Origin of the sequence: Lysinibacter sp. HNR (assembly GCF_029760935.1) — a bacterium.
GTDB lineage: Bacteria > Actinomycetota > Actinomycetes > Actinomycetales > Microbacteriaceae > HNR.
The window spans coordinates 1,348,843-1,374,122 of the sequence record NZ_CP121684.1 but is presented as its reverse complement, the minus strand read 5'-3'; the positions used below and the strand labels follow the sequence as shown (position 1 = coordinate 1,374,122).

At 56.1% G+C, this 25,280-nt stretch carries 29 protein-coding genes; 20 read left to right on the top strand and 9 right to left on the bottom strand.

Annotation, left to right across the window (positions count from 1 at the left end; all coding sequences use genetic code 11):
• Nucleotides 1–16 precede the first annotated feature (16 nt).
• The 20 genes from FrondiHNR_RS06120 to FrondiHNR_RS06025 all read left to right on the top strand — a co-directional run bounded on the left by FrondiHNR_RS06120 (nucleotide 17) and on the right by FrondiHNR_RS06025 (nucleotide 16,327).
• The gene (locus FrondiHNR_RS06120; protein WP_279354354.1) at nucleotides 17–1,288 is read left to right on the top strand and encodes a DUF935 family protein; all 1,272 of its coding nucleotides are present in this window, start codon (nucleotides 17–19) and stop codon (nucleotides 1,286–1,288) included.
• 110 nt (nucleotides 1,289–1,398) lie between these two features.
• A complete protein-coding gene (locus tag FrondiHNR_RS06115) occupies nucleotides 1,399–2,544 on the top strand; it encodes a head maturation protease, ClpP-related (protein ID WP_279354353.1) in 1,146 nt (381 codons plus the stop codon).
• A complete protein-coding gene (locus tag FrondiHNR_RS06110; protein WP_279354352.1) occupies nucleotides 2,541–2,891 on the top strand; it encodes a capsid cement protein in 351 nt (116 codons plus the stop codon). Before FrondiHNR_RS06115 ends, FrondiHNR_RS06110 begins: the two co-directional genes overlap by 4 nt.
• Nucleotides 2,892–2,905: 14 nt before the next feature.
• On the top strand, nucleotides 2,906–3,820 hold the full coding sequence (locus FrondiHNR_RS06105; protein ID WP_279354351.1) for a hypothetical protein: 915 nt from the start codon (nucleotides 2,906–2,908) through the stop codon (nucleotides 3,818–3,820).
• Nucleotides 3,820–4,110 (top strand): hypothetical protein, encoded by a 291-nt coding sequence (locus FrondiHNR_RS06100; RefSeq protein WP_279354350.1) that lies wholly within the window; start codon nucleotides 3,820–3,822, stop codon nucleotides 4,108–4,110. Before FrondiHNR_RS06105 ends, FrondiHNR_RS06100 begins: the two co-directional genes overlap by 1 nt.
• 17 nt (nucleotides 4,111–4,127) lie before the next feature.
• Entirely contained in the window at nucleotides 4,128–4,490 is a 363-nt protein-coding gene (locus FrondiHNR_RS06095; RefSeq protein ID WP_279354349.1) for a hypothetical protein, read from the top strand.
• Between the two features lie 360 nt (nucleotides 4,491–4,850).
• Nucleotides 4,851–5,141: an HK97 gp10 family phage protein gene (locus FrondiHNR_RS06090; RefSeq protein ID WP_279354348.1), complete on the top strand. Its 291-nt coding sequence runs from the start codon at nucleotides 4,851–4,853 to the stop codon at nucleotides 5,139–5,141.
• Nucleotides 5,138–5,563 (top strand): hypothetical protein, encoded by a 426-nt coding sequence (locus FrondiHNR_RS06085; protein WP_279354347.1) that lies wholly within the window; start codon nucleotides 5,138–5,140, stop codon nucleotides 5,561–5,563. Before FrondiHNR_RS06090 ends, FrondiHNR_RS06085 begins: the two co-directional genes overlap by 4 nt.
• 60 nt (nucleotides 5,564–5,623) lie before the next feature.
• Nucleotides 5,624–6,472: a hypothetical protein gene (locus FrondiHNR_RS06080; RefSeq protein ID WP_279354346.1), complete on the top strand. Its 849-nt coding sequence runs from the start codon at nucleotides 5,624–5,626 to the stop codon at nucleotides 6,470–6,472.
• 89 nt (nucleotides 6,473–6,561) lie between these two features.
• Nucleotides 6,562–6,924 (top strand): hypothetical protein, encoded by a 363-nt coding sequence (locus FrondiHNR_RS06075; RefSeq protein WP_279354345.1) that lies wholly within the window; start codon nucleotides 6,562–6,564, stop codon nucleotides 6,922–6,924.
• A gap of 68 nt (nucleotides 6,925–6,992) precedes the next feature.
• Entirely contained in the window at nucleotides 6,993–7,283 is a 291-nt protein-coding gene (locus FrondiHNR_RS06070) for a hypothetical protein (protein ID WP_279354344.1), read from the top strand.
• Between the two features lie 18 nt (nucleotides 7,284–7,301).
• Nucleotides 7,302–10,802, top strand: coding sequence for a phage tail tape measure protein (locus FrondiHNR_RS06065; RefSeq protein ID WP_279354343.1), 3,501 nt, complete (start codon nucleotides 7,302–7,304; stop codon nucleotides 10,800–10,802).
• Nucleotides 10,803–10,809: 7 nt separating this feature from the next.
• On the top strand, nucleotides 10,810–11,565 hold the full coding sequence (locus tag FrondiHNR_RS06060) for a hypothetical protein (RefSeq protein ID WP_279354342.1): 756 nt from the start codon (nucleotides 10,810–10,812) through the stop codon (nucleotides 11,563–11,565).
• Nucleotides 11,556–12,659, top strand: coding sequence for a hypothetical protein (locus FrondiHNR_RS06055; protein ID WP_279354341.1), 1,104 nt, complete (start codon nucleotides 11,556–11,558; stop codon nucleotides 12,657–12,659). Before FrondiHNR_RS06060 ends, FrondiHNR_RS06055 begins: the two co-directional genes overlap by 10 nt.
• Nucleotides 12,649–13,224 (top strand): hypothetical protein, encoded by a 576-nt coding sequence (locus FrondiHNR_RS06050; RefSeq protein ID WP_279354340.1) that lies wholly within the window; start codon nucleotides 12,649–12,651, stop codon nucleotides 13,222–13,224. The genes FrondiHNR_RS06055 and FrondiHNR_RS06050 overlap by 11 nt, the downstream gene beginning before the upstream one ends.
• A 2-nt stretch (nucleotides 13,225–13,226) precedes the next feature.
• Entirely contained in the window at nucleotides 13,227–13,577 is a 351-nt protein-coding gene (locus tag FrondiHNR_RS06045; RefSeq protein WP_279354339.1) for a hypothetical protein, read from the top strand.
• A gap of 12 nt (nucleotides 13,578–13,589) precedes the next feature.
• Nucleotides 13,590–14,813, top strand: coding sequence for a hypothetical protein (locus tag FrondiHNR_RS06040; protein ID WP_279354338.1), 1,224 nt, complete (start codon nucleotides 13,590–13,592; stop codon nucleotides 14,811–14,813).
• 57 nt (nucleotides 14,814–14,870) lie between these two features.
• The gene (locus tag FrondiHNR_RS06035) at nucleotides 14,871–15,590 is read left to right on the top strand and encodes a peptidoglycan recognition family protein (RefSeq protein WP_279354337.1); all 720 of its coding nucleotides are present in this window, start codon (nucleotides 14,871–14,873) and stop codon (nucleotides 15,588–15,590) included.
• Between the two features lie 173 nt (nucleotides 15,591–15,763).
• Nucleotides 15,764–16,114, top strand: a complete 351-nt coding sequence (locus FrondiHNR_RS06030) for a hypothetical protein (protein WP_279354336.1) — start codon at nucleotides 15,764–15,766, stop codon at nucleotides 16,112–16,114.
• Between the two features lie 15 nt (nucleotides 16,115–16,129).
• Nucleotides 16,130–16,327 (top strand): hypothetical protein, encoded by a 198-nt coding sequence (locus FrondiHNR_RS06025; RefSeq protein ID WP_279354335.1) that lies wholly within the window; start codon nucleotides 16,130–16,132, stop codon nucleotides 16,325–16,327.
• 313 nt (nucleotides 16,328–16,640) lie between these two features.
• Here FrondiHNR_RS06025 and FrondiHNR_RS06020 read toward each other — a convergent pair whose 3' ends face one another.
• The 9 genes from FrondiHNR_RS06020 to FrondiHNR_RS05980 form a co-directional block, all read right to left on the bottom strand.
• A complete protein-coding gene (locus FrondiHNR_RS06020) occupies nucleotides 16,641–17,360 on the bottom strand; it encodes a hypothetical protein (protein WP_279354334.1) in 720 nt (239 codons plus the stop codon).
• Nucleotides 17,361–17,437: 77 nt separating this feature from the next.
• On the bottom strand, nucleotides 17,438–17,860 hold the full coding sequence (locus tag FrondiHNR_RS06015) for a hypothetical protein (RefSeq protein ID WP_279354333.1): 423 nt from the start codon (nucleotides 17,858–17,860) through the stop codon (nucleotides 17,438–17,440).
• A gap of 342 nt (nucleotides 17,861–18,202) precedes the next feature.
• A complete protein-coding gene (gene casA / locus FrondiHNR_RS06010) occupies nucleotides 18,203–19,633 on the bottom strand; it encodes a type I-E CRISPR-associated protein Cse1/CasA (protein ID WP_279354332.1) in 1,431 nt (476 codons plus the stop codon).
• Between the two features lies 1 nt (nucleotide 19,634).
• Nucleotides 19,635–20,003, bottom strand: coding sequence for a hypothetical protein (locus FrondiHNR_RS06005; RefSeq protein ID WP_279354331.1), 369 nt, complete (start codon nucleotides 20,001–20,003; stop codon nucleotides 19,635–19,637).
• A 19-nt stretch (nucleotides 20,004–20,022) separates the two neighbouring features.
• Nucleotides 20,023–20,334 carry a hypothetical protein gene (locus FrondiHNR_RS06000; RefSeq protein ID WP_279354330.1) on the bottom strand — a complete coding sequence of 104 codons (312 nt, stop codon included), beginning with the start codon at nucleotides 20,332–20,334 and terminating at the stop codon, nucleotides 20,023–20,025.
• Between the two features lie 897 nt (nucleotides 20,335–21,231).
• Nucleotides 21,232–22,089, bottom strand: a complete 858-nt coding sequence (locus tag FrondiHNR_RS05995) for an ABC transporter permease subunit (RefSeq protein WP_279354329.1) — start codon at nucleotides 22,087–22,089, stop codon at nucleotides 21,232–21,234.
• Nucleotides 22,086–23,021 carry an ABC transporter ATP-binding protein gene (locus tag FrondiHNR_RS05990; protein ID WP_279354328.1) on the bottom strand — a complete coding sequence of 312 codons (936 nt, stop codon included), beginning with the start codon at nucleotides 23,019–23,021 and terminating at the stop codon, nucleotides 22,086–22,088. The genes FrondiHNR_RS05995 and FrondiHNR_RS05990 overlap by 4 nt, the downstream gene beginning before the upstream one ends.
• Before the next feature lie 562 nt (nucleotides 23,022–23,583).
• On the bottom strand, nucleotides 23,584–24,453 hold the full coding sequence (locus tag FrondiHNR_RS05985; RefSeq protein WP_279354327.1) for a DUF5808 domain-containing protein: 870 nt from the start codon (nucleotides 24,451–24,453) through the stop codon (nucleotides 23,584–23,586).
• The gene (locus FrondiHNR_RS05980; protein ID WP_279354326.1) at nucleotides 24,450–24,794 is read right to left on the bottom strand and encodes a PadR family transcriptional regulator; all 345 of its coding nucleotides are present in this window, start codon (nucleotides 24,792–24,794) and stop codon (nucleotides 24,450–24,452) included. Before FrondiHNR_RS05980 ends, FrondiHNR_RS05985 begins: the two co-directional genes overlap by 4 nt.
• Between the last annotated feature and the right edge of the window lie 486 nt (nucleotides 24,795–25,280).

Genomic DNA, 25,280 nt, shown 5'->3' with positions numbered 1-25,280 from the left:
AACGAGGGGGTTCCCTATGGCCGATGAGCTTGGCTATCAACTCTCACCGCTAAAAACTTGGGGCGTTCTCTCTGATGAGGCACACGAAACAAACCCCGCTTTGGCATGGCCACAATCGGTGGATGTGTTTGATCAGATGCGCCGGGAAGACTCACAAGTCGGGTCGGTGCTTCGCGCTGTAACCCTTCCTATCCGGGGGGCAAAGTGGTCTATCGATCCGGCGGGTGCTGCGCCTGAGGTGGTCGATCTGGTGGCGACTGATCTGGGACTACAGATCAAGGGCGAGAAGCCGAGTGCGCCGCTGCGGACAAAAGATAAATTCTCTTGGGGAGAGCACCTAAGAATGGCACTCCTCGAATTGCCTTTTGGGCATTCTTTTTTTGAACAGGTGTACCGCGTTGAGGGTAGTCACGTGCGGCTTCGAAAGCTGGCTTGGAGACCACCCCGTAGCATCTCAAAAATTGATGTGGCACCCGATGGCGGGCTAATCGCTATTGAACAACACAGTCCCACGGGCAAAGATATTCGAATCCCTGTCGATCGACTTGTTGCCTATGTCAATGATCGGGAGGGCGCGAATTGGGCTGGACAAAGCCTGCTACGCACAGCGTATAAAAACTGGCTCCTCAAAGACCGGATGCTACGCGCCCAGGCGCTCACGGTGGAACGAAACGGTTTGGGTGTGCCCGTCTACACGGGGGCACCAGTACCGGACAAAGCAACCCCAGAAGAACGCGACAGATGGCTAAACTCTGAGCGAGAAGCAGGGCTAAAACTCGCGAAAGGATTCCGCGCGGGAGAAGCGGCCGGTGCGTCTCTACCGCCCGGTGCAACCCTTGACCTTAAAGGCGTTTCGGGCAGGTTGCCTGCGACGGATGAGCCAATTAGGTATCACGATGAGCAGATTGCCCGCGCGGTACTCGCCCACTTTTTGAACCTCGGGACAGAAACCGGGTCATGGGCGCTGGGATCAACTTTTGCGAATTTCTTCACGGACTCGCTCAACGCAGTGGCTCAGCATATTGCGGAGATTACGCAGCAGCACGTGGTGGAAGACCTGGTGGATCTGAACTGGGGGTCGTCCGTACCAGCTCCGCGTCTGGTGTTTGAACCGATTGGGTCTGAGCATCCCGTGACGGCAGAGGCAATCAAGGCACTCATCGAGTGCGGGGCACTCACCCCTGATGGGTCGCTGGAAGCTTATATGCGCACAGTACATGGGCTACCGGTGCGTGACTCTACAGCACCAGATACTGAGGATTCGAGTAAGCCTGAGGAGGCGGCATGAACAGAAAAACTGAGTGGAAAAACCGGTATTGGGGTGAGCAAGATTTACCACAGTCAAAGACGGAATTTTTCAATGCTGTCACAACCCCGGCACCATCTGGGGATGGGAAAGTGGCCACGATACGTATGTACGGGCCTATTGATTCCTGGGGTGGTTTCTGGGGCATCTCTACAAAAGATATGGGGACGGTGCTTGACGCACTCCCGGATACGGTGACTCAGATTATCCTCCGCATTAACTCGCCTGGCGGTGAAGTTTTTGAAGGGGTCTCGATCCTGAATATGCTGCGTGCCCACAAGGCTAAGGTGACTGCTGTTGTAGATGGCTTAGCGGCTTCGGCAGCGTCGGTAATTGCTGCCGGATGTGCAGACACAGTGATGTCCCCGGGCACTCAAATGATGATTCACTCGCCGCTTGTTTATGCCTACGGAAATGCTGTCGAGCTGCGAAAAACGGCGGCAGTGCTTGACGGTATTGAGTCGTCACTAGTCGAGATATATACCGCAAAAGCTGGCGAAAAAGACTGGGCTGAAATGCTGGCCGATGATACCTGGCTCAATGCGGCTGATGCGGTCTCTCTAGGGCTGGCTGATCGTATTGCGGTTATCCCTGATGCCGGTGAAACCGAAACGCTCGGCACCCCCGAGAGTGACGATTTTGATGTGGAGGACAGCGTGGAGACGCGCCCCCAGAGTCGTCTGCGCGCTTGGGTTGCTGCCCTCTCACCAAACCTCCCGCGCTCAACCGAGCCGGGTGAAACCAACCGAAAGGAGAACGTCATGGATTTTGACGCTTTCAAGGCTGGGCTTCGTGAGCGGCTCGGTGTGACCGATGCCGCAATCTCTGACGAGCAGCTTCTCGCTGCTGTAGATGAGAGTCTCGCGGAGCAGGTCGAACCAACGCCCAAGGCAACGGAATTGCCCGCTGGCTTCACCGCAATTGACGAGACTGTACTGGCTGATCTGCAAGCGAATGCTCGTGCAGGCGCAGAAGCACGGGCGGAGCAGGAAAGCGCACGTCGTGACGGTATCGTGACGGCGGCACTCCGCCAGGGACGTATCGCCGCCGCATCGAAGGATGCGATTCGCGCGCAGCTTGATAATGATGAGGCCGGAACCGTGGCCTTCCTCGCGACGCTTCCAGAAAATAAGGCCGTGCCGGTCGCAGAAATTGGACACTCTGACGATGGCCTCTCTGCCGATCAGGCGCTGATTGCCCAGGCTGGCTGGGCTGATACCGAGGAGGTAACCCGATGAGTGACTATCTGCCCAAATTCAAGCCCGGTCAGTCGGTGACGTATAAGGCTTCCGCCGCTGTCACTGGTGGCCATCTGGTCGAAGTCACCGGCAACCGTACCGTTGCACACGCCGGGGTGGATTCCGCGAAAGTTGTCGGCGTTGCTGGGTTCGACGCAGCGGCTGGGGACGACGTGGTTGTGTTTGCTGGCGGTGTCCAGCGCCTCACCGTCGCTAGTGTCATCCCTGCGGGTGCCACGGTGACCGCAGCCGCAGGTGGTAAGGCCACCACGGGCGGCACCAACAAGCTCGGTATCGCGCTCGAAGCTGCGGCTGCCGCTGACGACGTTATAGACGTACTGGTCTAAGAGAGGACACAAAAATGGGTTACACGTATCCGGTGAGGCACCCCGAGGGGAAGCTCACCACGGAGCAGCTACACATGCTGCTCACCAATAAGCAGGCGATTGCTAAACGCCTCGCTGACCTGACAAAAATGCAGTTCATTGCAGATTACCTTTTACAGGGACGCCTTGACGCAACCGGGGGCGGTATTTTCTACGAGACCGGAGAAGAGATTTTTGCCTCTGACAGCCCGGAGGCGATCACACCACTCGGTGAATATCCCCTCGTGACGCTCGATGACGGGGAAATTGCTTCTGCGCGCACCATCAAGTGGGGATTAGACACGATTATCTCCGATGAGAAGATCGCCCGTCAGGGCATTGGATACATCAATAAAGCACTGCTTCGCGTGTCCAACACAGTGGTGCGTCACGTTGACCGGGTTGCCATGGCGGTGATCGCCTCGAAGGTGACCACCTCGTTTGCTGCTGGCCCCTGGACTAGTGCGGGGAAAGCCGTCAAATCTATCCTCACTATCCAAGCTGAACGCGCCGAGATGGGCACGGGGCTTGAACTTGAAACAGCGGTGCTTCGCGCTGATCAGTACGCTGAGATTATTGCGATGCTCATTGATGACAAAGCATTGCCTCGCGAGCAGGGCGAGACTGCGATTGCTGGAAATCTTCCTGTGAATGCCCTCGGTCTGACGTGGGCGACCACGCCGCATTTCCAGGGGGCAGATCCACTGCTGCTGGATCGCGATCAGCTCGGCGGCATGGCGGAGGAGAAAATTGGCGGGCCTGGTTACGCCTCTGCTGGTGGCGTCGGAGTCGAGTCGAAAATCATTCGTGATGATGACACGGAGGGCTATAAGGTTCGGGGTCGCCGTGTGACTGTTCCGGTGGTTCTTGAGCCGCTCGCTGGTGTCAAGCTGACAGGGACGGGCCTCTGATGGCGGGCCAGACAGCCGCGCAGAAGGCGGCAGAAGAGAAGGCTGCCAAGGAAGCTGCGGAGAAGGCGGCTAAGGCGGCGGAGGCTGAAAAGGCCGCGGTCGTCGCGGCGGCAGCCGAGGTAGAACCAAAAGCGACCCTCTACACCGTTACCGGTGCTGCTGTAGTCCTCCGTATGAGTGATGGACAGGAGCGGTACCTGTATCGCGGTGCTGTCGTGAATGGTGCTGAATTCGCCCAGTCCAGTATCCAGCATGGGGTCTCGATTGGCCTGATCAAAGCAAGCGACTGATAGCAAGGGGTGATGGTGTGATTGATGCAGAAGACATCAAGGGTGCAGATAGTAATGACGCGCTACGTGTGCTGGGCTACGCACGCACCATCGCCCCCTGTCTCGATAGCCTCCCACCGGGGCGTGATCGTGACACGGCGATTGCTATCCTGACAGCGATTGCTCGGGAGGTAACAGGGCGCGGGTCTCGATTCATAAAAACACAGCGGGTTGGGTCTGCGGGTGTGGAGTATGTCAGCGTGGAGTCGGTTTTTTCACCGGATGACCGCGCGACTCTACGAGCGCTGTGTTCTGCTGATTCGTCTGACACGGGGCCTGTGGGGAGTTTTCCTCGGGGAGATATTGTGTCGCGGGTGTGGCCTGAGGAACCCGGCACTTAGGAGGCAGCGTGTTTGAGTTTGGACAGACGGTTATTCGTCGGCGGCATGAGCGGATACCAGACCCCTACAACTCTGACCGAACCGTCGCAGGGACGAGCTGGGTTGAGGTGGAGATTCATGGTGCATGGGTAGCCTCGTCCTCCTCTGTGTCTACACAGAGTGCTACACGAAACCAAATTTTGACAATGAAAAGCCTTTTTTGTCCACCAGATAGTGATGTGCATGAGGGCGATCAGATTGTCGCGGACGGTGAAGTTTACATAGTCGAGGCTGTTCCCTCTGCTGATGTAAATCCTTTTACGGGGTGGCGGCCTTTCAGGGAGGTGCCGCTTAAGAATGACAAGGGCTGAGGAGTGCGCTATGGCTCGCAGTGGAGATGTTAATTTTCGACCAAACAAGCAGTGGTTTGATACGGCACTTAGGTCACCAAAAGTTGAAAAGCTTGTAAAAGAAGCTGGTGAGAGCTCGCTTGCTGAGGCTAAAGCGAATGCGCCGGTAGACACGGGTGAGTACAAAGACAAGATCGCTATCGAGTATCACGAGGCAAAATATCGACGGGTGCTACGTGTAGTGGGCAGAGATGAAAAGACGCTTCTCATTGAGGCGAAAACCGGTAATCTTGCCCGTTCACTGAGAGCGGCAAAGAAATGAGGGTCGAGCCGCCAGATATCGAAGCGTGGCTCACTGAATACATCCGTGCCGAGGCTGTTTTAGCCGGTCATGATTTAGAGGTCGGAAATAAAGAACCTGACGGGTTACAGGCACCCTTGGTGCGTCCGCTGGTTGTGATTCGTGATGACTCTGGCCCTCCGCGCGACTGGGTGACATTTGAGCGCTCGGTGGGGGCATCTGTGCTGGCGGGCACCAAGGCTTACGACTACCCAGCTAACCGGCTTGGCATATGGCTCGCCTCGGTTTTATTTGATAAGTCGCTGCCGCTCGTACCAGGCTCACCCATCGTCTCGGTTGATTGGGACGGGTGCAATGGCCCGTATCCAGTGGGCGAGAAGCTAGATGTGGCGCGGCGATATCTCACGGCGAAATACGTCGTAAGCGGCTCATGGAGCCACTGACTAATCAATCATATGGGTCTCGCATAGTCGAGGCCCATTTACATTTAAGGAGTAACTTTCATGGCTGCTGATTCTTTTGGAAATGATCTTTCTGCTGTTGGTGTGCCGATCACGGGCATGGCTGCATTCGCCCCCGTGGTTCCAGCAAACTTTATATCGAAATCACAACTGGCGATGAGTCCAATCACCCTCCCCGCCGGGTATAAAAAGCTGGGACTTTATAAGGTCGACGGAGGCCCAGCCCCCACACGAGAAAACGAAGACCCAATTTTATTTTTTCAAAATGGCTACACCCTCGCGGGTAATGGTACCAGAAAAACTCAGATCGCCCTTGCTGAACAAAACGCTGCCGTGCTGCGACTCATCGAGGGGGTAGAACCTGATGAGAACGGCGTACTCGAAGTTTCCGCGAGTCTGCCCGATAACCAGTTCATTCTCTTCGTGGTGACTAAGTACCGAAATCGGATGGAAAAGCGGCAGATTGGTGTGGCTTCAGTCACGGCGGTGGAGCCGGATAAATCGGAGCACGGGTCGGTTGAGGGTGCGCTGGTGACTTTCACATGGCAGGAACATGCCATGTTTAACAACGCGCCGTTCTGGCAGTGGCTAGGCACTCCCACCAGCACGGAGGCGGCCAAAACCGCCTGGACAGTGGCCATTGCGGGCAAGCCCACAGGAGGCTCCTTCTCTCTGATACTGGGTGGCGCGGCTACTCCCCCAATCGCACATAATGCGACTCCCGCAAATATTACGGCTGCGCTTACTGGTCTGTCAGGCGTGACAGGTATCACAGGAATTACCACATCAGGTACTGATCCGTACGAGGTGTCTCTGCCGTCGCCGAGTGTGCTCGCAGTGGGAGCGGTCGATCTGACAGGCGGAGATAGCCCGACAGTGACTGTGGCGTAAAACCTTTTTCTAGACCGCTGGCCAGAGTGTGATCGGGGCGCTCTGGCCAGCGTTACTACCCGATACCCGACCCCGAAAAGGAGAAACCCGTGGCTACAAAAACCACCCCACCCGTATACGATTTTGATAGCTGGACTGAGGAAGCCGAGGCTAAGGCTATCGCCGGATTAGCACCGGACATCAAGTACATTATTGTAGAGAAAAACTTTATAGGCCGTTTCGTTGACGGCACCATTATTGAGCTTCCACTGAACGTTTCGCTTGACACTATTAACGAGCTGTCAGAAACATCAGATTCCCCAGTCGATCAGATCAAGCTTCTACTGACGAAAATCGGAGGGGCTAAAGCGGCAGCTGAATTTACGCGGCAGAATCTTGCCGAAGCGATGGCTCTAGCAGTCAAATTTTTTGATGTTTTTACGAGAATCTCCCAGGCTTCACTCCCGGAATAATAGCCGTCGCCCAGATCATTACTGAGCATCGTCTGGAGGCGGCTCGCACGCTTCGCGAAACTTTCGGTGTGGGGCTGTCTGATCTGGGCGACGGTCTTTCGTGGGGCGAAGCCAAGCTTCTTATCGAGGCGGCAGCATCCGACCCCGGCACCGCTTTAGGCGCGGAACTTGCCGGGTGGGCATACCCGGCATCGACGAGTGAACTTATTTCGCTGAGTGCACAGATTGCAAATCCTGATGTCGCTAAAAAGTTGATGCCATGGGCGCTTGAACGTCCGGGGAAAAAAGAGGCTGGTGCATCTGCGGATGAAATCGCCATAGCTACCGCTGAGCTTGATGCGGGGATTGTTTTTCAATAACCGCAAAGGGGGTGAGTCATGTCGTCTGAGGTCGGATCAGCGCATATAGCCATCATCCCTGAGATGAAGGGCTTTAAATCCTCAGTCTCAAAAGGTGCGAAAGATGCTGGGGCGGCTGGCGCGAAAGCGGTTGAAGGCGGCTTTAGCGAGGTAGGTACGCGTACTGGGCGGATGCTCGGCCGCGACCTGAAATCCTCACTGTCTGCGAGTGCGGGCAACCTGGGCGCGGCAGAGCTGCGCGGTATGCAGCGCGAGGTGACATCTGCCAGTACTGCCCTGTCACGTGCTCGCCTCAAACAACAAGACGAGGCCGGCAAGGTTCGCGTGGCGGAGGCTCAGCTGGTTGAGGCTGTGGCTAAAAGTGGTGAGGGATCTGCCCGGGCAATCGCGGCTGAGGAAAAACTGGCCTCTGCTAGGCGGTCTCACCAAGCGGCTACTGACGCGGTGACTGCTGCGTCTCAGCGGCTACAGGCTGCACAGACGGCGCTTACTGCTGCGACAACCGCGTCGGCTGCGGCGGCCACTGCTACCAGTGGCGGGTTTCGTGCGATGACTCAGAATCTTCGTGCGGGATGGTCGGATGCGAATGCTGCTCAGTCTGCTTTTACGGGTCTTGCGGGGTCTGTGGGTGGTCTGATGCGTGCCGTCTCGGATGTGACCGGGCTGACAAAGCTTGGTGGGTTAGCTCGCAATGCTGCTGCGGCTGTGAGCAAAAGTTTCACGTCGATGGCTACAGCAGTGGGCGGAAAACTCGCTGCTGCGTGGTCATCGTCTACTCGGTGGATGGCAGGTATCGGCAGCTATGTCGGGTCGGCTTTTGCACCGATGGGACAATACGCTGCGGCTGCGGCTATGAAAGTCGCAACGCCATTTGTGCAGCTCGGATCAAAGGTTTCTACGTGGATGTCCCCGGTCACCACGCAGGTTTCGGGGATGTTCTCGAAACTGGGTGGCGTGGTTGGCCCTGCTGCGCGCGGGGTGGTTTCCTCTGTTGCGGGTGGGCTGTCGGGTATGGGTGGTGCCGCACTCACCGGCATGGCTGCGCTTGGCAGCTCGATGCTCTCAGGGCTACAAAAAATTGGCTCTAGTGTCGGTGCTGTCGCTGTCCGTATAGGACAGTCAATAGCCTCAGGTATCACTACCGGGGCCACCGTACTTGGCACGAGCCTGGTTGCGGTCGCAGCTATCGGTGTCAAAGCGTTTACCAGCCTGACCGGCTCGGTAAACGCTCTACAGCGCATCATCGGCGGCACGGTAGAACAGGTGTCGGGGCTGCGTGGGGCTATGCAGCTCTCCGGCATGGATACTGAGGCAGCGAATACGTCGTTGACGATTTTCTCGCGGAAGCTCGAATCAGCCTCGGACTCATCTGAGGCTGCGGCTGAGATGTCTCAGAAGCTCGGTACAAGGATTACTGACGCTAAAGGTAACATCCGTGAAATGTCTGATCTGCTACCCGAGGTGGCGAATCGGTTTAAAAATATGGCGGACGGGCCAGAGAAAACCGCTCTGGCCGTACAAATGTTTGGGCGGTCAGGAACCGCCATGCTCCCATTTCTTAATCGGGGTGCTGAGGGAATCGCGGAGCTTACGGGTAAAGCCGCTGAGCTTGGTATCGTCCTGGATGAAACGGACAAGAAAAAGTTCGGTGCGTTTCGCGGGTCTGTCCGTACCCTGGGCGTTACTTTTCAGGGTCTGGCTGTGCGTATCGGGTCAGCAGTACTCCCGATCCTGACAGGTTTAGCGACCGCTATTACCTCGATTGTGACTCCTGCGGTGACCTGGCTACGTCAGGGCGTGGATGCACTCGCACCCACGTTTGAGAAACTCGGCGCGAGCATAGGAAAAGCTGGCCCAGGGTTCAGCGGAGTCAAGGATGTTTTGTCGAGTCTTCACCCCGCCGTGGTTGCCCTCGGTGGTGCGCTGGTTGTCCTGTCCGGTGGCGGCATCGTGGGGCTACTCTCGAAGCTACCCATGTTTGGCGGTGTGCTCGCGGGCCTTCTTGGCCCGCTGCGGATGCTCGCTGGGCCTCTGGGAATTATCGGCGTACTCATGGCTGTGGTCGCGTCCTCTGGCGGGGATGCGAGCGGTATCGTCTCGGGCCTTACCGGGATGATTGATCAGATGGTTGCGGCGCTACCAGGCGTCATAGAGAAGATCGTAACCATGATCCCGCAACTCATCGCCTCGATTCTGGCGATGGTACCGGTGATTTTGGAGGCAGCAACCGGGATCGTGACCGCTCTTGTCGAAGGTATCGTCGCGTCAATCCCCCTCCTCGTATCTGGGGCTGTCACCCTCATGCAGGGACTAATCACCGCGATTATCGATAACCTGCCAATGATTATTAACGGGGCGTTAATGCTCGTCACAGCTCTCGTAGAAGGATTAGTGACCGCGCTGCCTCTTCTGGTAGAGGGCACAGTGCAGCTGCTTGCAGGGCTTCTGACTGCGCTAGTTGCAAGTCTGCCGATGGTTATTGAGGCGGGCGTTCGGCTACTCATGGCGCTTGTGAATGGAATCATTGTCGCGGTGCCTGCACTCATACGAGCTGCAATTGATTTGGTGGCGCAACTTTTGAGCGCGATCATTTCAAGTCTTCCTCTGATTATCGAGGCAGGAATACAATTACTCCTCGCTCTGCTTTCTGGGATTCTCGAAACATTGCCAACATGGGTCGCGACTGTGATTGATTTGGTGATGGAGCTTTTGGGTGCGATTATCGACAACCTTCCGCTCATCATTGAGGCGGGTATTCAATTGCTCCTCGCTCTGATCGAGGGTCTGATTGATGCGCTCCCGATGCTCATCACGGCTGCTATCACGCTGATTTTGCAGCTCATTACGGGGCTTTTGACGATGCTCCCACAGATCATCACGGCGGGCATTCAGCTTGTAGTGTCTCTGATCGCAGGACTCATCAAGGCGATCCCTCAAATAGTTGCAATGATCCCTCAGATTATTAGCGCAATCTGGAACGGCCTCATGGGGGTTGACTGGCTCGACCTGGGCAAACAGATTGTACTCGGAATTATTAAGGGCCTGGGGTCAATGGTGGGCGCGATCATTGATGCGGTGGTTAATTTGGCCGGTGCAGCTTTCGAAGGTTTCACAAGCTTTTTCGGTATCAAATCCCCGGCTCGGAAAATGGTCAGGCCGGGTGGAGATATCGTTCGTGGTGTTGTGAAGGGCGTGAATTTCTTAGCGCCCGCATTGGGTGACTCCATGGTGGCTATGGCTAAATCCGCCACTGCCCGGGCGAAAGTTGCGATGGCCTCAGCGTCAGACCTGGGCGGATTCCTGGTAGATAAGGCTAAATCGGCTTCCGCCCTTGCCCAGTCTGCAATGGCTTCGGTGTCAGCGGCTTTTACGGGAGATGTTTCGGTGAGAGCTGCGGGAGTAGGCAGCGCCACCGCCCCGGCCAGCGAGGCAGTTGAGGAGCGTAGCACGCCAATTAACGTGTACGCGAACGATCCGCACTTGGTGGCGGCAGTGGTGGCAGAGCGGTTGAGGAGATGACATGAGAGTGACGATTTCTTCAGCGTCCGGGGTGCTCGATTTAGTGGATGGGCCGCTACTCAATCGGGCACCTGGCCCCGGAATTTGGGGGCTGGAAAAAGACGGTTTGGAGGGGTGGTATGAGCCTGCCCCGCCTCGGGCTGAGTCGGTACTGATCCCACAAATGCACGGCGGATACTGGCCCGCTCATTTGCTGGTGGGGCCTCGTATTCTCACGATCCGGGGTTTCCACAGCGACAAAACATCGGCGGTAGCGGAGGCTGTAGCACGTGACCGGCTAGCAGCACTCATCACGCAGGAGCTGACAGTACATGTACAGGATGCCTCCGGGGGGCGTAGCGTCACAGGGTTCCTGGGGACACAGCCAATTCTCCGCCCTATCAACGCGTGGCGGGCAGGGTTTTCTCTCGTGCTGACATGTCCCGACCCGATGAAATATGGGCGCGAAGCGGTCTTTCCCACGATAGGAAATGTGATCACGGTGCAGAACCCCGGCACGGCAGATACCTACCCGATTATCGAGGTGTCCGGGCGAGTCACGAATCTAACGCTTACGCAGGGTGATCGTAGGGTTCGGTGGGCAGGGAATGCTACTGATCTTCGTATTGATACGCGCTACGGAATCGCGTACAGCGGAGGGGTTGAGGCTGGCGGGTTGATTGATGATGCAGTGCTGTCATTACCCCCAGGCACTACGCCGGTTACGGTCTCGGTGACTTCTGGCGCTCGTGTGCAGATGAGAGTGAGGCCCGCATGGCACTAGAACCAGTCAAGGCCGTGGCTTTTGAAATGATGACCGGAAACCTTATTGGTAGAATCCCGGCTTCTGATATTTCATGGCAGCAAACCCTCAACGACCCGGGGAGTATTGACATTACGATTGATTGGTCACGTGAAGCTGATCAATGGGATGTGAGGGCTAAAACCTATCCGTACCGCACACTCGTGGCGGTAATGCGGGGGGATCATATTATTCATGCTGGCCCAGTGACTAGACGTAATCTGGCCGGCCAAAAGCTCACGATTAATGCGGCGGGCATGTGGAAAATATTTGAGCACCGTCTTGTTCTCAATCACGCTCTAGCTAGTCGCCATGTGGACGGCATGGTGATGATAGATGAAGAAAATCCCTCACCAGAATGGGTACTGGAATTCACGGGTTCTCTGGTAGATATTGCGGTGCAGCTTGTCGCTGAATCCCTCAAATGGGGACGGCTCCCTATTACGCTACCGGGTCTCACCGGCGGCGCAAACGTGCGGACGTACTACGGTTTTGACCTTGCCTATATAAGTGACCGTCTCAAGCAGCTCACCGAAGTTATTGGTGGCCCCGAATTGCGGTTTGATCCGCAGATCGGTCGTGACGGCAAATTGTTTTTCACGATGCGTGGAGACGCTGAACTCATCGATACGGTACACAATTGGAATGTCGCGGCTCCGGGGGGTCGCGCAATGCTGGAGGGTATAGACGAGTCAGCGGACAGTATGGCTACAGACTATTGGGGGCTGGGTGGTGGTAGTGATGACATGGTGCTGGTCGCTCGGGCCTCGTCGGATGCTCTCACTCGTCAGGGGTGGCCAGTCATGCAGTCAGCGGACACCACCCACTCTAGTGTCAGCGAGTTGGAGACGCTCCAGGGGTATGTGGCTGAGGGTATTGTGCGTGGCTCTGTCACACAGGAGGTTTTTCCGATCCGGGTGAGCGCTGAGCATACAGTGAGGCCCGGAGATTGGGCCAATGTCACTATCGCACACCCCTACACAGGGCACACAACCTTACCACTGAAAATTCTTGAGGTCAGTGGAGACACTACTGACTGGATGACGGTACAGACAAGGATACGAAATGGGATATAACCCCGCAACCACCGACCCCTTTGACGATCTACGCCGTGGCCGCGAAGCTGCTGCGCTAGCCACACGCGAAGCCCTCGCGGCAGGGGGTACACGGTCTTTTCAGGCCGTCGCGAAACTCCAGGCGCAGATGAAAGAGCTTGAACAACTTTTTCTGTCGCTGCCGTGGGCTGTGACGGATTTCGCGCAGAACCGAGCCTACGCGCTGGGTGCTGACTGGGCCACTGTAGCGGTGGCGCGGATTACACGCCCTGCGGGGAAAAATCGGGTGAGTATTATGGCGATAGCGTCGGGATCAGCGGTCAATACCAAGGAATTTTCTTTTCCCCGCGTGAGATCACGTATCGTCATAGCGGGTAGCGCGGGGCTGGAATCTTTTGCATCAACGACCTATAGCGTGGCAAGCGATGCCCATGTATGCACTAGCTCACACGGGCTGTCTATAGCGAATCCTCCTCAGGTGATCGAGGTGCATTTTCAGATGTGGACAGACGGCACAGGGATCTTTCCGGCGAGTAGCGACAATGTGTCTCAGGTCACTGCTCAGGCTATTTTTATGAGGGAGTAATCATGTCCGGGGTTATGGGGCGGCCTACACTGCACCGTCAGGATGTCGCTGTGGGTGTGGGTAGGAGTCAGAGTTTTGGGTTTCGCTGGTACCGGGATGACGGACAGGAAAAAACTCTCGTTGATGTTCGTGCGGGTACCGCTACGGTTCGATTCGAGTCTCTCACGGGTGAGGTGTGGAAAGAATTTTCCGCCCGAATTTTTAATGACTCCCTCATACAGATTGAGCTAGATCCCTCGTCTTTAGCTGGCCCTGAGTGGGCTTCACGCTCCACGGGAGTATGGCATCTGCGGGTGACCCTCGACGATATTACGACACAGGTAGTCAGCGGGTATCTGTACCTCTCTCACTAGAAAGGTTTGAAAATGGTCGATCAGATTACAGACATTATCGAATTTGGTATTCCTGGCGGTCAGGGTGAGCGCGGACGTGACAACCAACTCAAAGTCGGTGCGGTAACCTCTACCCCCTCGGGTGGGGCCGCGTCCGCCTCAATCACAGGTACCTATCCCACGCAGATACTGAACCTCACGCTCCCTCGGGGAGAAAAAGGTGAGAAAGGTGACCAGGGTGATGAGGGCAATGTGACGGGGCTAGATTCGTCACTGACCGCACAGGTAGGCGGCCTGATTGTGCGATCTGCTGCGGGTGTGATCCGCCCCGGGCTGCTCCATGCTCGCGCCCCTTCATTAGTGGTGGGGACATCCACTATGACGTACTCGGTGGGGACATTTACTGCGGCTTTTGCGCGGCTATCAGGTGCTACGGTGCTGCGCCAGGCGGGTACAGTATCCAGGGCGACTACAACCGCCCCTACCTCTAACGCGCGGCTTGATGTGATTTATGCCATCCCCCCGTCCTCTGATGCTCCGCAGACTCCTGAGGTTGTAGTGGTGCAGGGTGCGGTCGCGCCTGTGGCATCTCTGGTGAAACCTGCGATTCCCGCCGGCGCGATAGAACTGGCGGTGGCCCAGGTGTCAGCAGGAGCTACCTCAACACAGGGTACAGGTGTCGTGATTACGCAGACCGCTCCCTACACTGCGACTGCGGGTGGTGTGGTGATCGTGCGTACCGCTACGGAGCTAGCGGCGTGGACACCTGCTGATGGGGCGGAAGCCTATTGCCTAGAAGATCAGGTGAAATATCTCCGTATCGGGGGTACGTGGGCTGGCGGCGGCACTCTGATGATTTTGAGCAGCGCAGAATTCAAGGCAGGGTGGACAATACTAAGCTCCGCGGCGGCGTGGTCTTTGCAGGGGCGCGGCATGGGGAGCACCCCTTGGCGATCTGGTCTTGTCGCCCCGTGGTCAGGGTTGTATGACTTAAGTGGTGGTTTTAAGGTAGTGACAGAAATTCCCATAATTTTCGGTGTGAAGCTAAATTCGACTGCCGCCACGCCCGACGATTTCGTCGCTTCCACACAACCCGCTCCGTCAAGCGGCACTGCACTCGGTTCGTTCGCCCGCAAAATTCGCTTGAGAGCGGGTGATGTGCTCACACCCGGGATTTACACCACAGCTACTAACGGGCCTTATGGCATCATACCAGGACAGCCTACGTGGCTGTCTCTGGATTTCGTCCGCCCCTGAGTCCCCCCAGTCACCTCGCCTTGTGCGGGGTTTTTGCATTTAAGAAGGAGGTACAACATGGTTTTTTCACATCTCGCTACACGCGTCGCTGCATCACAAAAGCACAGTGCGCGTACAAAACCGATATCTCGGATGATCGTTCACCACACGGCGGGCGGCACAAACGAGGGCAACGTCGCGCGGCTATCCACGCACCCGCACCCGTCGCCATCCGCAAATTATTGCCTGCTCACCACAGGGCAGCTCGTTGGCATCGTGCCCGAGGAGCGCAGAGCCTGGACGAGCGGATCGGATGCTGCCGATTCGCCATCGATCACGATCGAGACGGTTAATACCGGCGGTGCTCCTGAGTGGCCGGTGTCAGACGCTCAGATCGAGACACTAGCACTCCTCGCTGCTGACCTCTCTACCCGCTACCGGTGGGGGCCACTAGATCGGACACGCATTATTGGGCATCGCGAGGTAGCACAAACCGCGTGTCCTGGCCCGTATCTCTATCCACGTCTAGAGCAGATCGTGACGCGAGCAAATGAAATCTTACACACCACTGGCCCAGCGCCAGTCATACCAGAACTAGGAGACGAAGACATGATAAGAATTCAGGCACCAGGCCGAGGAATTGCCCTGATTGGCGCAGGTTATTACCGGCACCTGTCCACGAGTGAGGAGGTCTGGATCTCAGAGCGACTCATCTCGAAACACATCACCGGCAACGACCGGGAGTTTGATGTGTGGGTCTCTCTGGCTCTCGGCGGACAATCAGCGAAAGGAGCGTAATCATGAGCGAGCATCCCATGAAAGACATTTGGACAGACGAGGAAATCCAGACGGCAATCGATATGGCAGCAGCAATTGATCTGAGCGGGGAGAGTGATGTCCCCAGCACCAGCAAATTTTGATCCGTACACGCTCGATCCCGAGTATGTGCCACCCGCCGAGGAGGGCTACTAATGCCAGACTCAAAACCACTGGGCCACGTCGTCACGCTCGGAGACATCTACAAACAGGGCCAGCAAACCGAACGTCGCCTCGATCGTTTAGAGGCGGCGGTGGAGTCTCTAGCCCGGGTGGATGAGCGTATGGACGCACACAGCGCCCGTATCCGAGCACTCGAAACCCGCATCACTGAGCAGGCTCGTGACACTGAGGATATTGACCATCTGCGCCAGGCGCTCACGGATCAGGCAGAGGAAACCCGTCGTCTCTCCGCTCTCGTACACCGTATGGCGTGGATGCCTGTAGCAGGCATGGCCATCATCACATCCGTGGGTGGCGTGATCATCACACGCGTACTCAGCTAAACAATAGGAGAAAATATGTGGATCAAATCAGACAATGCACGCCGGTGGATATACGGTATCGCAGCGGCTCTCGTACCGCTCCTGACAGCGATAGGTGTCCTGACCGCTGAACACGGCGGTCTCTGGCTATCTCTGGTCGCGGCGATCCTCGGTACCGGTGCGCCAGTGCTCGCAGGAGTAAACACGCCGCGTGGTCGGCATGCGGCAGAGTAGAAACAAAACGCCCCGCCTTGGTCTTCGGACTAGGGCGGGGCGTTTTTTGGTTAATAGTTACTACACAAAAACCATGCAACCGTAAGATTACAAAATAAGTATACCCCAAGTGCTCCGCCCATATGGTAGGTGCCTGTACCGTGATCGTGTGCTACACTGACAAGTGCCCCGCCTTGGCGGGGATGATCCGTATTTATTGGAACTTTGCTTGTAGTAAAGCGATGCGGATAACAATTTGGCCCTGCATTTGCGGGGATAATATAGCCCGGTGAGATTGTGAGCATTCTCCCCGGGCTATATTTTGTTTTGCGGGTTATTTATCGCGACCGCCCGTGCGTCCCGCTAGCTCATCGTGTCGTTCCTGGTTTTTCTGCCAGGCGGCCACGGCCTCGGCATGCTCTTGACGAGCCTCCTCCAGAGCGATTTCTGCCTCTCTCAATTTTGCATAGGTGTGGTTTTTGAGCGTCCGCGAGATCTCCAAGGACTCCTTGACGCTCGCTTCGAAATCTTCCTGAGCCTGAGTGATAGCGGCGCGGAGTGCCCCCCACGACCCCAGGCTCGTGTCGAATGTGAGGGTTTCGTGAGGGGTATCGATTTGCCCCCAGAAATGCTCCGAGGTCGGCCACACAGTGAACCCACCCTTTCTGAAACTGTTGGGGAGCGTAAGAGTAACATCCCCAATGACAAGGGGAAAAAGTTCGAGGTGGTGGCTGCGCTGTGCGTGAGAGAGTACCAGCTGGTGAAATTCCTCGTCGCGTGCCTCCTCAGCTGCGGCGAGGTCTGCGCTGATGTCGCACTGTCCCACAATGTTCCAGAAGGCATCGGCCTTGCTATCGTCGCCGAGGGTGTCGAGGGAATCCGCGAATTCGGGACGTAGCTCCCACCCGGTTTTAGTGGGGATAGTGATAGTGTCTACGATTTTTTCTATATCGTAGGAGGTGGAATCGACAGCAATAGTGGCCCCCACCTCGTCAAGAGTTTCCGCGATTTGGTAGGCAATTTCGCTGCGGCTATAGGTGATATTCTTACTCATGATAGATCCTTTCTCGATCTGTCCGTGCCCCGGGAGTCTGATCACTCGCCGGGGCTTTATTATTTTTTAGGGTGTAACTATTTTTTGTCTAGAAGTCTTTTGAGTGTGCTGGCTAGGTCGATCCCGTCACCGTGCTGGACGATTTTTTTGCGATAGACGAGTCCTTGTATGGCGCTGGTGCTGACCCCGAGGATAGTAGCCGCATCACGGTAGCTAATCCGCTCGTCCAGCGCTCCTAAAGCGCCCTGTGCGCAGGCTAGCCCGAGCGGGGTGTTCCACCAGGCGAGGGGCGGGAGTCCACGGTGAATCGCCCAGATAATATCGCTGGCGATTTCTGGCTCTACTAGAGCCTCGTCGGGGAGCGAATCCGTGCGGCCCGCAAGACGATTCTCTAAAAGATTCGCTATATCCATACCGAGTAGCGCGCGGGACGGTTCTACCAGGGCCAGGGACAACTCAGCAAAAAGCTGCTGGCTGGCAGTGGGGGGTGATGTAGCCATAGAGACCTCCTATCAAAAGTGTACGTTTCTGTATATATACACCAGTGTACACTATTGTGTGAGTGAATGCTAGTAGCATGAGCAATCTTGCCTCCACATAAACGAAGGGGAGCCACACTCGAAAGTGTGACCCCCCTTTAAGCCCCGCTACGCGGGGAATGTTAGCTCGATATGACTAGCTGTACGAAATTAGGGTCATCCCTGCTACGCAGGGAAACTTCTCTTAAAGATGTCAAGTCGGGTCATCCCTGCTACGCAGGGAAAACATTCTCTTAAAAATGTCAACTTGGATCACCCCTGCTACGCAGGGAAAACAGCCATAAATGTATGAAATCACCTCTCTTAGCTTTTGTCAACCACAGGCTTTTCGACGGGGAGATACTGGGCCTCACTAAGATCGTCTCCCCAGTGCAGACGCTTTACGGCCTTACGGAGAAGACCTGTATACACCATGTAAATTTTTTGCCTCCGCACAAAATCGTGTCCGTCGGTTTTTGATGCAGCGACGTCATCGGCCTCACGGAGGATATCCTGAAATCCGTTTTCAAAAACTATACGATCACGGGTTTTAAGCGTGTCGGTGACGGTCTGGTCGAGTATCTGGGAGAAATACACCCCCTCCGCAGAAGTCGCCGTGTCGCTGGTGATCTTCCACAGCTCTTTCAAGAATGAGAGATAAATTGCTCTCAGCCCGTGCGCTGCCACGGCCACAGCCCCAGCTCCCTCACCTGGTGACCGTAAATCTCCCAGTGCCACATCAAAAACCCCGTCCACCTCATCGGTCACCACCGACCCCATTGTCCCGAGAGCCACCCGTGCACCCGTCACTCTCAGCGGGGTCTGTGCCGGAAGACCACGGGTGTGGAGTGCCTGCAGCGTCCGGGGGCCACCCTCGCCCAGTATGTCAGGGATAAGCGCCCACAGCGGTGAGATGATCTGCCGTGACCCGTCCCTGTCTGTGCGGAGCGTCACCATGGGATCACGTCCACCCCACGAGGCCTGTAGCGGGTGCCCATTAGAGACCAGTACATCGGTGATGTAGCCCTGTGATACTCCGGTCACGAGAATGCGGCGACTCTGCCAGGTATACAACTCCAGCCCCTCCGGGTCTTCGCGCGGTGCAAATTCCGTGCCTGCGACGGGGTCTTCCCATGCAGGAACCCCGGGAAGATCATCCACAACATTCATTAGCAACGTTTTTACGAGCGTGTCAGACTCCAAAAAGACCCCACCTGAAAAGGCCGCCCACCCGGGCGCGGTCGGGTACGACCTCCCGCCTGAAACCCGTGGATCATCCACGGTTCCGGGGCGTATCCCGGAGGGTGTCGCGGCATGGGCGTGGACTATCCACCGGGCACCCTCCGCCAATGTGATCTTGGTGGTAGGTTTTTGTATCGCAAAAAACCCGCCCGGGACAATCCCCCCAACCCCGGTCGTGGGCTTTCGTCCAGCCGAGGTGAGACCTGCAATCTGAAAAAATGGGGCGACCTCGTCGAGGAGGTCAAAGCGGTGTCCCCACTGGTCTAGATACGCATCGAGGGTAGCCTGGGGCAGTGTGCCGGACTCCCACACAGACCCCCATTGCTCCGGGGAGAGTGTGCGCTGCACGATAGCTAGCAGTAGTCGGTGTAGGGCGTAGCGTTGTGCGGGGGTGTCTCCTAAAATCTTTTTTACCCCGCTGTCTGTCAGTGCACGCCGTATCGAAATATCCTCAATACCTGTGCCTGTGACAGCAGGAATCCACGGCTCAGAAAGAAGATTAAAAGTGCTCATTTTATTTGTCTTTCCGCAGAGCCGCCCGCACGGTGGTGCGATTTACCTGCGCTACCCGAGCGATATCAACCTCTGTCATGTGTGCAGACGCAGCGATGATCGCCCCGGTGAGTACAGCCATTCGCTCCCGTTCTTTGAGTTTCGCGCGCTGCCACTCTAGCCCGAGATCCTCTAGGGTCTGCTCGGGGTTTTCGCTATCCAGAATGATTTCTAGCGCCCCGCGAGAAGCATCCGTGCGGGAATCCTCTAGATCCGCGTGGGGGTAGCGCTTCTCGATCCCGTCTAGCGCCTCGATGAGCGCTGCGCGTTGCTCGGGTGTGGCTTCGGTATCGCCGAGCCATGCGTCAAGGTCAAAATTGTGGGTAGTCATTTTATGCTCCTTTGTGTCATTACTGGTCTGTGCAGATGCTGCACACGTCCTGAAAGCCGTCTTCCTCGGAGATTGTTTCTCCTCCGACGGCACGGGCGAAAGCGTCACCCTCGTGGGTGCGGTGGTGCGGGAGAGAGTGGAAACACTCGGCTTCTGCGCTTGCGTGCTCCCAGAGAGCGCGAGCAAAACCCTGGCCCTGGTAGGCGGTCGCGGTTTCGATGTTTGCCACCTCGCGGGTGCCTGTCCAGAGCATAAGCTCTGAGACTTCGGTGCCGTCTACCCAGAGGGTGTAGGTGGTGGTGTCTGAGTCGATGCTCTTCGTGATCTCCATGTCTATTACTATACACACATTGTGTGGAGCAGTCAACACTAATCGTGTAGATTACTCAACATTCTTGCGGGAGGATGACAAAACCCCCTGGAAATCCAATCTCCAGGGGGCTATTTAGCTACCGCTACTATGCCTGTACGGGTGAAGCCGAGCGACGTAGATCAGGCCCGTAATGCTTATTCCACCACGAATTGTGAGTGCAGTACTGGCACTTCTTGAAGAAGGGCAGGAATATCAGCCCCACCCCAACTGTTGGGAGACCAATTGCCCAAAGCGTGATTTTCCTCCCTATGTACCCTGCGCCTCTTTCGCATTCTTTGCAGTCAATGCAGCCCTGCTGTGAGTATAAGTTCTGGTGATTAGACATCGTCGATGAATCCCTATCTGTAGAAAGTGTTATGTCTATGAAGGTTAGTACAACTTAAAGCAAATCCCAAACTCTCCGCGATGGTATCAAAAAGTGGCAAATCAGTGGCAAACTTTTATTTTCGGTTGACATCCCATGACACTCGGTGAGTATCTATGACAATCTAAATCCCTTGATTTTACAGGGCAAAATGAAGGTTGTGACACTCGGTGAGTATCTATGACAATCGGTGACAATCTAGCTGATCATCCTTCACACGGAAGAGGTCATCGGTTCGAGTCCGGTATCGCCCACGCCTCTCACAAAATTGGAACAGGCACTCCCGACACGTTTGCGTCAGTGTGTCAATGCAGTCCGAGAGACAACGGACGCTGTCCTCGGAGCTACACTCTGGTTAGTGCAGCTCAATGTCGACCGAAAAATCGTCGTAGGGCAAGATCTGGTGCAGCAAATGCCGGGCGCACAGGGGCCGAGAAACCAGACAGAGGAGCAAGCTGTCGCCCCTATCCGGCCTTCATCACAATTGAAACCTAGAGCTTTGTGACGATGTACTCCCGCTGAAACTTCGCAACGATGAGCAAGAACGCAAGCAGGTCAACAATAACGAGTACAACAGCCACGATGAGGGCGATAGCCACGTTAAAGAGCATAAGGCCGGTGGCCTGACCGATAACCAAAACAAGTACCGGGAACACCATAAACATCGCACTACCCTGAGCACCCTGCATGGTTGTCGAGCGCCCCGACACCGCCACAATCAGACTGGTCGCGAGAAACCCAACAAGCGGCACGAGAAACACAATGAGCACGGCCCAGGTCCAGGTCGGAAAGAAGATCCCACCCATCATCGGTGCACCGAGCACCCCCACCACCACCGCGTAGATCACAAACGCGATCCAGGTAAGCACAACTGCGGGAATCATGGACCCAAGCACCTTGGCGAGCACAAGCTCGCGGTTAGAGAGCGGCGTATAGAGCAATCCCTCGATGGTACGGCGCTCTTTTTCACCAACAAGGCTGGACGAGGCCGTAATCGACGCAATCGTGATGGGGATCATCAGGAAGAAAGGTGCAAAAAAATACACAATTACCGCGTACACAACCGTCTGCTCAGAGGTATAATCGGGCGGGGCAACTCCTGCGGGCAGGTTGTCAAGGAACCCCTGCAATCCCGCAACCGTGGATGCAAGGGCACCGGAGCCTCCGATGAGGATGATCGCAGCGGGCAACAAAATCGCAAATATGAGCGGCACAATGATGAGAGAGGCAAGCATCTGCTTGTTGCGCACAATCTCAAGCCAGTCTTTACGCATCACCGCGACAACACGCTGCCAACTGATAATGCCACGAGTTTTTAGGGGTTGCGAGGTACCGGGCTGGATAGTCATACGTTTGCCTCCTTATCAAGCGTAGTGAAGTAAAACTCTTCGATTGTTGGGTGCTGTGGAATCACCGCACGCACTCCAACACCTTCGTGCACGAGCGCTGCAACAACCTGAGAGATGGTCTGCTCGTCATCGGTGTGGAACACAATCTCACTGCCCGCAGTCTTGTCTGCGGTGGCAAACGAAGTCACGATACGGTGGGCCACGTCATAGTCGCCGTTAACACTTAGGGTGTAGCGGTTCCCTGGCCACTCCTGCCGAAGCATCTCATCCACAGGTCCAGCAGCAAGGAGATGACCCTGCTTGATGATGCCAATGTCGTCACACAGGGCCTCTAGTCCCGCAAGCTGATGCGTTGAAATAACCAGAGTGGTATCCAGTGTCTGGATCATCTTTCTCAGGTAACCTATGAGCTCGGAGGCCGCTTCGGGATCCAAGCCTGCCGTCGGCTCGTCCAGGAATAACAAATCAGGCTTGTGAATAATCGCGCGCCCGATCGCGAGCTTCTGTCGCATCCCCTTGCTGAACTCTCCCACAAGCGAATCTGCGCGACGAGTGAGACCGAAAGTGTGCAGTATCTCGTCCACACGACTACGAAGAGAGCGTTGCTCGATGCCGTAGAGCGCACCCCACGTGCGCAGATTCTCGCGGGCCGAAAGCGTGTCATAAAGATTTGTGTCCGTCTGCACGCCGATCCGCTGCCTGAGTGCGTCCGCGTTTCGCGCGTTCACCCGTTCCCCGAAGAGGGTGACGGCACCGCCGTCAGGGGTCAGTAGACCGTTGAGCAGTCGGATGATGGTGGTCTTACCCGCCCCGTTCGGCCCAAGCAGCCCGAACGCCCGTCCTCGGGTCACCGAGAACGAGACGGCCGAGATTACCTCACGTTCTCCGAAGCGCTTGGTGAGACGGGATGCGCTAACAGTCGGCTGGGTCATCGGACTTCCCTTTCGATGGAGGATGAGCGCGGCGATCGAGAGCAGCACGATAGAACGAGAGTCAGCCCTGTGAGGGTTGGCCACCGGATTGCGACTCCGCTGGAACCAAGAAGGTGGAACATGGAACCAGGTTTCATACAGAAGTCGAGACCGTCAAGCACTCGACGTGTACCGTGCTGCTTTGTCGAGCTAGGCGCCTTGATGACGGGGAACTTAGAAGCGAAGTGAATCGCACGATGGTGTCCGATCATCAGGGACAGGATCGTCCCGATCACATTGAGAAACACGATGATGAGGGTCTGCTTTCTGGGGGGCGGCTCGAGGAACGTGAGTGTGACATAATACAGTAAATATGCATTACCTATATCCTTGCATTACATACTAGTTAAATCAAGTCCTTCACACCGCTACGCCGTCACCAACGCGGCTCGGTCGTCACGCTGACGAGAAAGCGGACACAGGATACCGGCCCGGCTGCTACGTCAAACAAGAAATTGCGGGATAGTGCGATCAGCGCTAGACGTCTCACAGTGTTCCGAGAGGATCTAGTCAAAAACCCTCATTATTCATCTCTGGCACGGCCCGATGTCGCCCTGGCTAAATGCCAGACACGACGAAGACCAGCCCGAAGCGGGAGTATGATCACACCCAACGATAACGCGACGCCTAGAGGAAGAGAGGCGGGCACCAACAGCCCCCATCGACCACGCGGCCGACGCGCCTTGAGGATGGATGCAGCAACGGTCGAGGCTGAAACCGTAGCCAACGTTGTTGCACTTGCGACGCGCACGAGCCGATCCTCCGACGGGATCCGCTTGCGTGCGGCCCACAGCGCTGGCGCAACACCCAATAAAGCGACTCCGATCAAAGACCGTTTCGATCCCGTGCGGCTCTGCCCGCCCCACAAGTTAAATCCAGACGCAACCTGGTTGGGCAACCTTCTCCAGGCAAGCGCTAGAGTGCCAACAGTGACACCTGAGATAAGGAGTGGCACAAGTTGCGCGGTGCGCACAGCGCACTCAGGGATCTGTTCAACCACTTCACCCGTAGCGTCATCAGGTCGAATCAATCTGAGCTTCACAGCGAGAGCACCGAGGTTCAAGGTCCAGCCGATTCCAAACAGTCGTGGCACCACAAGGCGTGGACTCTCTGGGTTCCAGACACGAGACCGAACCTCAGCACTCATAGGACCCCGTGTCTCAAGGGGAAGCCCAAGCACCCGTAGAGCCGGCTCTTCGATAGGTGTGTCACTCGAAAGCGCATCGAGTAGCGCCATAGCGTACTCTTCGGGAGTACCGAGCGCCTCTACCGGATCAATATTGGCTTCTTGAAGCTCACCAAGCTGAGCGTCAAGGGCATCGAGGGCGATGCGGCGATCGGTTCGACTAAGTCGTTCAAGGCGAACGCCAACCTCACGCAGATAAGGCCTCATGACACGCGACCCTCTCTGCGAAGAATGGAGTGCATCGCCCCGCTCAATGCGCTCCATGCAGTTGCGCCGTCGGCAAGGGCAGCACGACCCTCATCCGTCAAACGATAATATTTGCGGGGAGGGCCACCCCCCGCTTCCACCCATCGAGTCGTCACTTTACCGGCTTTGTCCAGGCGCGCAAGGAGAGGGTAGACCGTCCCCGGGGTCGCGGTGAGTGCGGGCTGCTCGCTCAACTGCCCGATGATCTCAATGGCATAGTACTCTCCCGTATCAAGCACAGCGAGGATCGCGAGCTCAAGCACTCCCTTACGAAGTTGCGCGGTCCGGTCGCTAGTCGCCATATCATCAAGCCTTGCAATACAAAGCACTGTTGTCAAACAGACTGAGAAGGAGCAGCGCCTTCACGCTCTCATGAAAAGACACACTCCACCTCACCGCATCGATGCACCGTCCCCATCGTCGAAAAGCTACCCTCTCACGCTCCACCAAGTTTTCTACTTCTTCGGTACAGAATTTCCTCTTTATATAATAGGTGTTATCTTTCCGAGCGGCATGAGTCTTTATGCGGGGTTATAACTTTTATCTATTACCCACACATCAGTGCCTAATACCGGGTCATTATAATCTTCAAGTATTTTTTTGCGTGAAGTTAAGAGCCTAATAAGGATGGATTTATGTCAAAAATGAAAAGTCGCCCGACTCAGGGACCGGCAATAGTATTCGCTCTATTAGCAGTTCTGTTCGTTGGGTTTGCGATTCTGCCGCACACACCTATCTGGGAAGTCATGGTTAGTGATGCCCCCGCGTCTCAAACGCGTGGCGGCAGG